At 38.3% G+C, this 12,271-nt stretch carries 11 protein-coding genes; 3 read left to right on the top strand and 8 right to left on the bottom strand.

What is annotated here, in order from left to right; genetic code table 11:
- Window positions 1–42 precede the first annotated feature (42 nt).
- Complete coding sequence (locus ACMGDK_RS18415) at window positions 43–486, top strand: hypothetical protein (RefSeq protein ID WP_436809274.1); 444 nt, start codon at window positions 43–45, stop codon at window positions 484–486.
- Between the two features lie 29 nt (window positions 487–515).
- Here the strand turns inward: ACMGDK_RS18415 and ACMGDK_RS18410 are convergent, their stop codons facing one another.
- Window positions 516–1,316, bottom strand: a complete 801-nt coding sequence (locus ACMGDK_RS18410; RefSeq protein ID WP_436809273.1) for a patatin-like phospholipase family protein — start codon at window positions 1,314–1,316, stop codon at window positions 516–518.
- 163 nt (window positions 1,317–1,479) lie between these two features.
- On the opposite strand from ACMGDK_RS18410, the gene ACMGDK_RS18405 reads away from it, so the two are divergent.
- Window positions 1,480–2,058, top strand: a complete 579-nt coding sequence (locus tag ACMGDK_RS18405) for a TetR/AcrR family transcriptional regulator (protein ID WP_436809272.1) — start codon at window positions 1,480–1,482, stop codon at window positions 2,056–2,058.
- 77 nt (window positions 2,059–2,135) lie between these two features.
- Entirely contained in the window at window positions 2,136–2,987 is an 852-nt protein-coding gene (locus tag ACMGDK_RS18400) for a nuclear transport factor 2 family protein (RefSeq protein ID WP_436809271.1), read from the top strand.
- A gap of 157 nt (window positions 2,988–3,144) precedes the next feature.
- Here ACMGDK_RS18400 and ACMGDK_RS18395 read toward each other — a convergent pair whose 3' ends face one another.
- The 7 genes from ACMGDK_RS18395 to ACMGDK_RS18365 all read right to left on the bottom strand — a co-directional run bounded on the left by ACMGDK_RS18395 (window position 3,145) and on the right by ACMGDK_RS18365 (window position 12,092).
- Window positions 3,145–5,085 carry an alpha/beta hydrolase family protein gene (locus tag ACMGDK_RS18395; protein ID WP_436809270.1) on the bottom strand — a complete coding sequence of 647 codons (1,941 nt, stop codon included), beginning with the start codon at window positions 5,083–5,085 and terminating at the stop codon, window positions 3,145–3,147.
- A 76-nt stretch (window positions 5,086–5,161) separates the two neighbouring features.
- Entirely contained in the window at window positions 5,162–5,746 is a 585-nt protein-coding gene (locus tag ACMGDK_RS18390; RefSeq protein ID WP_436809269.1) for a hypothetical protein, read from the bottom strand.
- A gap of 63 nt (window positions 5,747–5,809) precedes the next feature.
- On the bottom strand, window positions 5,810–5,908 hold the full coding sequence (locus ACMGDK_RS18385) for a YvbH-like oligomerization domain-containing protein (RefSeq protein WP_436809350.1): 99 nt from the start codon (window positions 5,906–5,908) through the stop codon (window positions 5,810–5,812).
- 18 nt (window positions 5,909–5,926) lie between these two features.
- Window positions 5,927–7,315 (bottom strand): dihydrolipoyl dehydrogenase, encoded by a 1,389-nt coding sequence (gene lpdA / locus ACMGDK_RS18380; protein ID WP_426048680.1) that lies wholly within the window; start codon window positions 7,313–7,315, stop codon window positions 5,927–5,929.
- A gap of 249 nt (window positions 7,316–7,564) precedes the next feature.
- Window positions 7,565–7,825 (bottom strand): hypothetical protein, encoded by a 261-nt coding sequence (locus ACMGDK_RS18375; RefSeq protein WP_436809268.1) that lies wholly within the window; start codon window positions 7,823–7,825, stop codon window positions 7,565–7,567.
- A 155-nt stretch (window positions 7,826–7,980) separates the two neighbouring features.
- On the bottom strand, window positions 7,981–10,740 hold the full coding sequence (locus tag ACMGDK_RS18370; protein ID WP_436809267.1) for a glycoside hydrolase family 3 N-terminal domain-containing protein: 2,760 nt from the start codon (window positions 10,738–10,740) through the stop codon (window positions 7,981–7,983).
- Window positions 10,650–12,092, bottom strand: coding sequence for an alpha-L-fucosidase (locus ACMGDK_RS18365; protein WP_436809266.1), 1,443 nt, complete (start codon window positions 12,090–12,092; stop codon window positions 10,650–10,652). Before ACMGDK_RS18365 ends, ACMGDK_RS18370 begins: the two co-directional genes overlap by 91 nt.
- Window positions 12,093–12,271 lie beyond the last annotated feature (179 nt).

Genomic DNA, 12,271 nt, shown 5'->3' with positions numbered 1-12,271 from the left:
TATTTGATGGGTTTATTAATCTAACCAATAACCTATTGTGCAATGATTAAAAGAATCTTATTAGGAGCCTTTTGTATGGCTCAGTTTTCTTTTGCTTATGCAATCGAAAAGCCGGTAGCATCCAATTTCATTTCTGTTTCCAGCGAGATACTTCCTTCTCAGCAAATTCCGAAAACAGTGATCATCAAAACGAAAAAATTTAAAATCAGGATCGACAAACAGCCTAATGGAAAATATCTTTACCAGTCATGGGCTGCCAATGCCAGGCTCACGTCAAAGCCAAGCATGATCATTAGTGACGGTGAGCTTATCCCGGATGGTTCCGGAGGAAATTACTATTTCAATTTTGTAAATAAGGGCCACACCTATCAGATCTGGAGAAATTACCTTACCGATTCAGCTTCCAAAGCACCTTACACACTGACCGTAAATGATGAGAATGATCAGGAAATTGTGCGCCAGGACGGGTTTGTAGTGAAGCAATAAAAGTAAAAGAACTGATTAAAGTTTTAATATTACGAACCAAACTGTCTCAGCTGTGTATGGAAACTGCTTGTTTCATAGCTTTCTTCAGCAGCTTTATATCCTATGTTAAAGATTTCTTCCAGACGGTCTTTTTTGCGCTCAAAAGTTCCGTATGAGGAAAGTTTCTGGGAGGAAATAAACCAGTCACAGTAATCGAATTTTCCTTTTTCCACTCTATAGGAAAGAAGGTCGTAGGAACGGGAAACAATTGCTTTAATGGATTTCAGATCTTTAATATCAATATCATGTGGTGGTGATACGAAAACACCAATCAGTTTATCGCATTCATCTCTGATGATATCTGCAGGAAAATTGTTCAGCACTCCGCCATCACAGTACATTTCCTCACCAATGATATATGGTGTTGTAACTCCCGGAATGGAACATGACGCAATAATAGCGTCTACCACTTCAAAATTTTCATCAAATATTTTCTGGGTTCCGGAAACCAATTCTGTGGCTACAATTTTCACTTCCTTTTTCAGATCTCCTAATTTCATATCATGAAAAATAGGCTTAAGATAATTACTGAAAATCACCGAAGAAACCAACCCCGGTTGGTTGAAGGTAAAATGTTTCCAGTTGAAGAAATAAATCGAATTGAAGAATTCCAGGATTTCATCCGGCGTTTTTCCCACCGCATGCAAACATCCTACAATAGATCCAGCACTGCAGCATGACAGCACATCAATGTTTATATTTTTTTCGTTCAAGAATTTTAAAACTCCTGCATGGGCGATCCCTTTGGTACCGCCTCCTGACAAAACCAGCCCTGTTCTCTCAAAATTCATAGAATAAATGTAAGAAAACAGCCTGAAATAATCAGGTTAATTTTAAGAAACATGCAGATTTTAGAATTATTTTAACAAAACATCTGGTAGCTGTTCTTCTTATCTGATTCAAAAAGCAGAGAATTTAATTTGGAACGATCAGTTTAAATTGTATATTTGTCTCATGCCAAGAAATAAGGAATTTGATTATACAGAAAAACTGGAAGTAGTGCGCAACCTCTTTTGGGAAAAAGGATACCACACGACATCCATGCATGATATTGTAGCTGTCATGAAGCTGAATAGGAGCAGTATCTATGATACCTATGGCAATAAGCATGATTTATTTTTAAAATGTCTGTCGAATTATGCGGCCTTCAAAGAAAATCAATACTCAAAATCATCACAGGCAAAAGATAGAGGAATTGAATCTCTGGAATATATCATCCGGGATGTTGTAGATCAGACACTGACAGATAACAGAGCGTGTCTTATTGTAAAAACTATTTTTGAAGTGGCTCCTTCAGACCAGAAGGTTAAGCAGTTCATCCTGAAGAATGCTGAGGTGCTGCAGGCGATTTTAGAGCGATCCATATTACAGGCCCGTGCAGAAGGAGATATCAGAAGTGAAAGTTCTTCAACTGTTATTGCCCGTTATATTCTTGCTTCTTTCAGTAGTTTTTGGAGTCATTATATCTTAACGCAAAATAAAAAAGAAGTAACGGAAATGGTTGATTTTTTAATGGAACAAATCAGGAAATAATTTTTTTTATCCAATAACGGAACGATCGGTTTAAAATACAATAATAAAAATATAAATCAATTAACAAGTAAAATAAAATGGAAAAAAAGACTTTAAATGAGATCAGAAAAAACAAAATTGAAACCTATTTTAAAAAGATAGATTCAGGAATATTTGATGATGAATACTTTGATCTTTATGCTGAAGATGTAGAAATGTATTATCCTAAATTTGGATTTGAAAAAGGAAAACAGGGAATTAAAAATTTCGGAAAGGTCATAGGAAAGCATTTGGAGAAGCTTACTCATGATATTCAAAATTTCAGGTATACTTTTTCAGATACTGTCATTGTGGTTGAAGGTAACGAAAAAGGAGTCACAAGGTCTGGTAAGGAATGGCCGGACAATCATACGTCTTTTGGTAAATTTTGCAATGTTTTTGAATTTGACGGTGAACTGATTAAAAGAGTTCATATCTATGTAGATCCGGATTTTACATCGGAAGATACCGAAAGGCTTGCTATTTTCAGGAACGACTCCGGTAAAGAAAATTCAGTACCCTCGACCAGGGATGTGGTTGAAGAATTCTATGATCTGCAGTTCGGAAGGAAAGAAGGAAATATAGTGGATCTTTTTGCAGATTATATAGACTGGGATTTGCCCGGCAATAAGGATAAATTCCCATGGACAGGAAAAAGAGAAACCCGTGAGGAAATAGAGCTGTTTTTTCAAGAATTATACAATAACATACAATCTGAAAGCTTTGCTATTGATTTTATTTCTGTAGAAGGAGAAAACGCTGCTGTAGCAGGACAATTATCCTCCAGAATACTGAAATATGACAAAGTGTTCAGTACCGAATTTGTTGTTATTTTTAAGGTGGTCAACGGAAAAATTGTCAAATATCATTTCTTAGAAGACAGTTATAAACTTAATGAAGAAATGAAATAAAACGCATTCTCTTCCCTGTACAACACTCTCATGGTCGTTACAGAATATTTTAAACCACAAAAGTCACAAATTTTCAAATACTTTAAGCATATAAATTTTCTGACTTTTGTGGTTTTATTTTGATACATCCAGAATATAGACAGTTTTTATGCTGCTGTTATTTCAGCAGATATTCCTGCATGAATCTGATCACGGCAAGACGCTGAAAATCCACATTTTCTTTTTTCCTGAATCCGTGGCCTTCATTTTTAGCTTCCAGATACCATACTGTTTTTCCCTGAGCTTTCAGCTTATCTCTCATCTGAACAGCTTCCGTCACAGGAACTCTGGGATCATTGGTTCCCTGGATGATGAACATTGGTTTTTTGATTTTGTCGATATTATTCAGAGGAGCAATTTTTGTGAAGAATTGAGCCATTTTGGGAATTCTTTCGTCGCCATACTCTACCCTTCTCAGGTCTCTTCTGTATTCTTCCGTGTTTTTAAGGAAGGTATTAAAATCTGAGATTCCCACAATATCTACGGAACACCTGATCTTATCGGCATACTCGTAAGCCGTGGCCAAAGTCATAAAACCTCCGTAACTTCCTCCCATGATCATGATCCTGTCTTTATCCAGTTCAGGCTGCTTGGCGATCCAATCAAGAAGTGCACCTATATCTTTCACTGAATTCATTCTCAGGTCCCAGTTATCGGCGGCAATAAATGTTTTTCCGAAACCGGATGAACCTCTTACGTTTGGATAGATCATAGCAACTCCCATTTCATTGGTAAAATAGTTTGAAGATCCTATAGAGGAAGCCATGGACTGACCTTCCGGGCCACCATGAATATTGATAATCACTGGTCTTTTTCCTGTAAACTTAGGGGCCGCAGGGTAATAAAAGCCTGAGATTTTCATTTGGTCAAAGCTTTTCCATTCTATAAGCTTGGGAACAGACATATCGGCTGGCTGCATTTCGCCCTGCTCACTTTCTGTCCATCTTTCTATGTTTTGGCTGGCCATATCCATTTTATAAACATCTGAACCGGAATCTGCCGCAGATCTTGAAAAATAAAGGGATCTTCCGTCATTGGAAAACTTCACACCGCCAATCAAACCAGCCGGAATTTGACTTACAGCCGCATATTTTTTAGTTGCCGTATCAAGGATATATAGCTTATTGATTCCGCTTTCATTTGTTACAAAGGCAAGCTTTGTATTATCTTTAGACAGATCATAATTTTCTACATTCCAGGAAATGGGAGAGGTAAGATATTCGGTTTTCTTCGTTTTTAAGTTTAAAACGGCCAGTCTGCTGAATTCATTATCCCTGTCCGTAATATAGAAAATTTCGTCAGGATTTTTACTGAAAGAAGCATTACCCTGCACCACTCCTTTTTCCTTTCTGTCCGTAATAGGTTCCAGTTTTTTAGTTTCCAGATCATACATATACAGGTAAGAGTCATTAGCAGATACATATTCTGTAATCAGAAGTTTTCTGCCGTCTTCGGAAAGATCAGAGATTCCCCAGCCACCGCCTTTTACTTCCAGCACCAGCTGTGTACCTTCCGGTTTTAAAGGATTCATATAATAAATATCCCTGTCGCCGCCGTTTCTTTTGGTGGATGAAAAATAAAATCCTGAGCCGTCTTTTTTCCAGGTTACTCCGCCATTCTGCGATCTTCCGCCATCTGTAAGAAGCTTAGATTCCAGGGTTTTCAGATCCAGCCTAAAAAGCTGTCCGAATTCATTTCCTCCCGTATCCTTTGCGTAGATCAGATAATCTCCTTTTACAGGTTCGTATGATGCCGTACCGACAGGTTCATCAAAGAAAGTAATCTGCTTTCTCGCTCCCATTGGAACAGAAATCCTGTGAAGCTGATTGGTAGATGCAAAACGGGTGACAGCAATAATCTCTTTTCCATTAGGATGAATGTCCGCAATACCTGCATTTCTGCTTTCAGAATATTTTTTAATAGCCTGATTCAGGTTTTTGGGAATAGGCAGGATGTTTTCGGCAATAAGATTTTCATTGGGGCTTACAAAATCATTTTTCGTCTGCGCAGACAGAAGTCCGGCGAACAAAAGAGGAAGAATAATATATCTGTTTTTCATGCTTAAATTTTTGCTTGAATTTACAAAAAAACCACAGACATCATCCATGGTTTAATTTATTTACAAAGTCTTTATATTATTTTTTATCGTATCGTTCAAGGATCTTGATTAAATCTTTATCCTCAACCATTCCATCTATCATTAGTGAAAGGTCGGGGTATGCTCCAAATATTTCCTTCAACTGTGCTTTTACTCCGGGTGCTTGAAAATATATTTCATTAATATTTTTATTTTTCCGCATGATCAGATAATCAATATTTTTTGTTTCGTAAGTGTAGATCGGGCCGTCGTAGAAGCTCTTTCTGTACCATTGCGTCTTATTACCACTATACATCACCTGAAGCAACCCGGAATCTTTAGAAAAAACGGATTTTGAGTTAACAAATGTTCTTTTAACTTTCTTAAGGTCCTTTATTTCCAGGTATTTAATATCATTTTCATTCACCTTCAGCTTTTTACCTAAAGGATCCAAAACTGTGATCTGCCGGATATAAGTTGCCGGAGAAAACTCGTCATTATCATACAATCCGATATTCAGGATTTTTGTTTTTATGGTATCTTTCGAGCTTTTCAGAACATACTTTGCAGAAAAATATGTTTCTTTCTGAGAGAATAAAAAATTAAAACAAAGGAAAAGAAGTAATAAATTTATCTTTTTCATAATTGCAGCTATCATAAAAAAAGCCCAGAACAAATCTGAGCTTTAAATATAGTTATTAATATTTTAGTTATTCATATACTTTTCAAAAATCGCTGAAAAGTCCTTCTGATTGTACTTTTCAAAACTGTTTTTTGACCAGTTAAAAACATATTCTGAATACAGGTATCAGTTAAATTGATCTTAGATATGGATTACTTCACCGTAAGCTGCTGCTGCTGCTTCCATAATCGCTTCTGAAACCGTTGGGTGCGGGTGGATCGATTTAATGATCTCATGACCTGTAGTTTCCAGTTTTCTGGCCACTACTGCTTCTGCAACCATATCTGTAACTCCTTCTCCAATCATGTGACATCCTAACCACTCACCGTATTTGGCATCAAAAATAACTTTGATGAATCCGTCTGTATTCCCGTTAGCAGTTGCTTTACCACTTGCGGAAAGAGGGAACTTCCCTACTTTGATCTCGTATCCTTTTTCTTTAGCCTGCTTTTCTGTAAGACCTACAGAGGCTACTTCAGGGTGGCAGTACGTACATCCAGGGATATTGCCATAGTCAATCTTCTCAACATGCATTCCTTTGATTTTCTCAACACAAGTGATTCCTTCAGCAGAGGCAACGTGTGCCAACGCCTGTGTAGGAATGATATCACCGATTGCATAATAACCGGGAACGGAAGTTTCGTACCATTCGTTCACTAAAACTCTTCCTTTATCTGTCTGGATTCCCACTTCTTCCAATCCGATGTTTTCAATATTGGCAGCAATACCTACAGCAGAAAGTAAGATGTCAGCTTCTAGGGTAATGTTTCCATTAGCTGTTTTTACAGTAGCTTTTACACCTTCTCCACTTGTATCAACGCTTTCAACTGATGCATTGGTCATGATCTCGATTCCTGTCTTTTTAAGAGATTTTTCCAAGTGCTTAGAAATTTCCTCATCTTCTACGGGAACGATGTTTGGCATAAATTCTACAACAGTTACTTTAGTTCCCATTGTATTATAGAAGTCAGCAAATTCTACCCCGATAGCACCAGAACCTACAACGATCATAGATTTCGGCTGCTCAGGAAGAGATAATGCCTGTCTGTATCCGATTACTTTTTTACCATCCTGAGGAAGGTTCGGAAGTTCTCTTGAACGTGCTCCTGTTGCGATAATAATGTTCTCTGCTGCATATTCAGTCACTTTACCGTCTTTATCTGTAACAGACACTTTTTTACCTTTCTGAACTTTAGCTGTACCAAGAATCACGTCGATCTTGTTCTTCTTCATAAGGAATTCGATTCCTTTGCTCATTTTGCTGGCTACGCCACGGCTTCTCTGGATCACATTTGGAAATTCAAAGCTGGCTTCCACTTTATTCAGACCATAGTCTTCAGCATGGTTGATATAATGAAAAACCTGAGCAGACTTCAGTAAAGCTTTCGTAGGAATACATCCCCAGTTCAGGCAGATTCCCCCTAAGTTTTCTTTCTCGATAATTGCAGTTTTGAAACCCAATTGTGCTGCTCTGATCGCTGTAACATAACCGCCAGGACCGCTTCCGATGACAATGATATCGTAGTTCATTATTTTAAAAATTTTATGCGAATTTAAGGAAAAATATTGGATGTTATATGTTCTGCCCTTTCATATTTCATTGAAAACAAACTTCATTTACCCGTTAACATTGAACCTAATATTTCTAAATCCCTATTTCAATTAGGTCATGAGTACCATTTAAGAATTAAATTCAACACATAATAAAGAAAACCGTTCTCAGCTGGTGAAAACGGCTTTTTTATCTGTTTTAATATATAATTTTAAAAAGATCCGGGATTACAGTTTTTTAAGTAATCTCTTCTCGTTCCGGTATCTTTCATTTAAAGCTTTCATCTGATCTCTTTTCATCTTTTTTGTCGCAAGCGGATGATTCATAATCAGTTTCTTTTCTGTATTGTATTTTTTGTCCAGCTCACGCGATTTACTGCTGATTAGCTCACTTTTGGATGGGTGTGGAGGTGCCGGTGGTCGTTTCTGGGCATTCACACTTATTGATAAAACTAATAACAATACGGTTGATATAAAAAACTTTTTCATGACATTTTACTTTTAAGAATGATTTTAAAATGATTAGTTATCAATTAATTCATTCAGGTTTAAGTAAATATTACATATATCATACCATAATTTTTATCCTTCACATTCACCTTCTGTCAGCAGGCTTTAGAAAAGGATAAATCCTGAATAAGAAATTATTCTACCTCAATATTCTGTTTTAAGGGAAGGTTTTTAGAGGAATTTCCGACCATAATTCTGTATGTTCCTTTTTCTACTGTCCAGTTCATATTTTTATCTAAAAACCGGAGTTCTTTGACCGGAATTTTAATGGTTACCTGCTTTGATTCCCCGGGATTTACATACACTTTCTGAAAACCTTTTAACTCAATAACAGGTCTTGAAACTGATGCCAGCAGATCTTTCACATAGAGCTGAACGACTTCACTTCCTCTTTTTGTTCCTGTATTTTTGACGTTAATTTGGGCAGTAACAGTATCATTTTCAGAATATTTCAACTGATTAAGCTTCAGATCCGAAAGCTCAAAAGTGGTATAGCTAAGACCAAAACCAAAAGGATATAATGGCTCACCACTCAAATCATAATAATCATTTCCTCTTCCTGTCGGATGATGGTTGTAGGTCAATGGCAGCTGGCCTTCTTCAGCCGGAAAGGTAATGGGCAATTTTCCTGAAGGATTTTCCGCTCCGAAAAGAATTTTCGCCACTGCATTTCCGCCCTCTTCCCCCGGATACCAAACATCCAGAATGGCTCCTGCTTTATCTTTCCACGCTGTGGTTTTGATAGCAGAGCCCCCAACTAAAATTACGGTTATGGGTTTGTTCAGTTTTGAAACTTCATGAATAAATTTCTCCTGATTTCCGGGCAGGCTCAGCGAGGAACGGTCCTGAAACTCTCCCTCATGAATTCCGGCAGCAATAATGATATGATCTGCCTCTTCTGCAGTTTTTAAAGCCTTATTAAATTCTTTCTGAGCATCATCAATACCATAATTCCAGATGAGTTCAACATGAGCTTCTCCCCTGCTTTCCCGGAATTCTATAACGAGATTGTATTGTTGGTCTTTCACAAAATCTATGGCAGCTGTTTTTGTTGAATAACCTAGCTTTTCCCATTGATCAACAATTAATTTTCCGTCCAGATATAATCTGAAACCATCATTTCCACGCAGTCCGAGCTGGTATTTTCCATTACCCGGAGCCTTCAGTTGACCTGTCCACCGGATGCTGTAGTTGTCCGGCTGTAGTTTTTCAGGATCCGGTGAGTATAGGGTCCATTTGAAATTAATCTGCTCATCCTGCCTTTGAAAAGCCGCCTTTCCCTGTAAGCCTGTATTTGGGAAATAATTTCCTTTTAAACCTTTCTTATTTTCAGATGATAAAAGATCGGCAGGAACCGTTTTAAAATCCTTCACATCCCATGTAATACCTTTTGAATAAAGGATCTCTATATTCTTATCTTTTGTAATATTTTTAATTCCCTCAAGAATACTTACTTTATGATTTCCGGGCCCGGAATAGCCTCCAAGTCTTGCATCAACGGCATCTGTCCCGATCACTGCTATTTTTTTCACATCGGAAGAAACAGGAAGTGTTCCCCTATTATTCTGTAATAAAACAATAGATTCAAGAGATGCTTTTTCGGCTAACGGCTTATGATTAATCATTTTCAATTCATGAATTTCCCGGTCAGAGATATACGGATTCTCAAAAAGCCCGAGTTCAAATTTTGCCTTTAAAACCCTTGCTACCGCATCATCTATCCTTTCTTGTGAAATCCGTCCATCCAAAAACGGAGGAATAAAGAGCTGATAATGTTTGTATTCTGTCTGGAATATTACATCGAGCCCTGCATTCATAGCCTGTGCAGAGGCATCATCATAATCTTTTGCCGTAAAATGAAGTACATTGGCCCCTCCTACAGCACTGGCATCGCTAATGACAAAGCCTTTGAAATTCCATTCTTTTTTCAGTTTTTCTGTGAGCAGCCAATGGTTGGCAGTCGAAGGTCTTCCGTCGAGAAGATTATAGGAGGTCATCACCGACCTACTTTTTCCTGAGGTAAATGTTGTATGAAAGGGAATAAGATGGGTTTCTTCAAGATATCTTCTGCTCCAGTGAATAGGATAAGAATCTCTTCCACCTTCTCCTACATTGGCTAAAAAATGCTTTGGAGTGGTAATGATTCCCTGGTTTTCAAATGAACTTACGAAACCAACGCCCATCACAGAAGTTAAAAAAGGGTCTTCACCATAAGTTTCCTCTGTCCTTCCCCATCTCACATCGCTGGCCAGATTCACTACCGGGGTCAGAACCTGGCGGATTCCTCTTAATTTTGATTCTTTTGCAATGGCAGAAGAAACCTGCTTCATCATTTCGGGATTGAATGTGGCAGCAAGCCCAATAGCCTGGGGAAAAGCCGTTGCCCCACCACGCATTAATCCGTGTAAGGCTTCATCAAACGGGATGATCGGAATTCCCAGCCTGGATTCTTCAACAAAATATTTTTGAATGGCATTGATTTTTCTCGCAAGCTTTTCCGCATCTTCACCGGCATTATATTTCAACAGCTGGCCTGCTGCCCCGCCACCCTGATTTCCGGCACTGACCTGAAGGCCAAAGATTCCGTGCCTGTACTGGTCTTTGGGAACATTATCCAGATCTCCCGGAATCATAAAACACTGCCAGAATTTTTCTTCGGGAGTCATTCTTTTTAACAGGTCCTGAACTCTTACTTCTACGGGCTGTTCCGGATCTTTGTAAAAAGGTTTTTCTTTCTGGGCATACAGAAATGTGGAATTTACGAGCAGCGTAATGACTGTAATTTTAACAAAATGGAGGTTCATTAGTTCATCATTTGAATAGCTGTGGCATACTTTAATTTTTTTCTGTCTTCCGGCAGTTTCAGCTCTACTGTAGTTCCCGTCTGTTTCCACGTCACTTTTGTATTGATTCCAAGAATTTTCAATGTTTTCGGTTTGAAGTTTTCCGGAAGTGAAAAAGTGAGTACATCAGGAGCCTGGTACTCTTTCTGATTATCAATATGAAAAACATTGAGGGTTTTACTGTCTTTAGACCGGGTATAATAGAAGTTTCCGTTATGATAAGGCGCTGCACTTCTTGTAGCGAATACAGCTGACCGGTTTTTCTCCATCCAGCCGGAAATCTCATTTAATCTTTCATAAACCACTGCATCGTAGTCTCCATTAGGCCCGGGAGCAATATTCAAGAGATAATTTCCGCCTCCGGAGATAATTTTGATAAGTGTTTCAATAATTTTTTGGGAGGATTTATAATGGTCGTTGGGAACATATGAGAAAGAATCTCCCATCGTAATGCAGCTTTCCCAGGGAATGGAAAGGGGATGTTCCGGGACAGCCTGCTCGGGGGTCACATAATTTTCCCACTTTCCTGGTACGGTACGATCTACAACTATGATTCCCGGCTGGTTTTTCCTGGCCATGCTGCCAATTTTATCCATATCAATATCCTGCTCTACTTTGATGGTTCTTTGCCATTCCACAGACGGATCAATGGTTTTGAAAGGCCGTACCCAGCCACCATCCAACCACAGAATATCAATTTTCCCGTAGTTGGATGTAATTTCATTAAGCTGATTAAAAGTGAATGTTTTAAAGCTTTCCCATCTTTCAGGATACTTTTTCGGATCATAATTTACATTTCTGTCTTTCGGCGGAAAATAAGGCCACCAATAGTTTTCCGAATGCCAGTCGGGCTTTGAAAAATAAGCTCCAATTTTGAATCCGTCTTTTCTGAATGTATTGAAAATCTCTTTGGTAACGTCTGCTTTAGGATTTTTTGAGAACGGTGTTTTTGGTGAGGTAACTTTATAGTCTGATTCCTTGGTGTCAAACATGGCAAAACCGTCATGATGCTTTGTGGTGAAAACCACGTATTTCATTCCTGCTTTCTTTGCTGCATCTGCCCATTTTTGAGGGTTAAATCCTGTGGGATTAAAGGTAGTCTGAAGGTTTTCATAGTTCTTGACATACTCATTGTAAGATTTCCCATGTTCAGGCCTTCTCTGGGTCCAGGACTCGTCTTCAGGGCATAAGCTCCAGCTTTCTACAATTCCCCATTGGCTGTAGGTCCCCCAATGCATAAACAGCCCGAATTTCAGATCCTGCCACTGCTCCAGATTCTGAACAACAAGCGGATCATCCGGCTTCTGATAGCCTGCAGATACATTATGAGCCTGTGAAAAGAAAGCAGAAGAAATAAGAAAAGATGAAAGAAAAAAGGTTTTTGTTTTCTGTTTAATGGGCATATGACTTTCGTTTTTGCTAAATTAAACATCCTGCCACTAATCAGCAAACCTTAATTTTTCAATAAATGCTGCAGCGCTTTATCCAGTTCATTTCTACTTTTCAATAAAAGTTCGGTTTCCGTATTCAAAGAGAGGGAAGCTATCAAATTGACTTCTTCAAAATTTCTGTAAAAAGGAAT

Source organism: Chryseobacterium hilariae, assembly GCF_051400735.1.
Lineage (GTDB): Bacteria > Bacteroidota > Bacteroidia > Flavobacteriales > Weeksellaceae > Chryseobacterium.
This window is presented reverse-complemented; position numbering and strand designations above follow the sequence as displayed.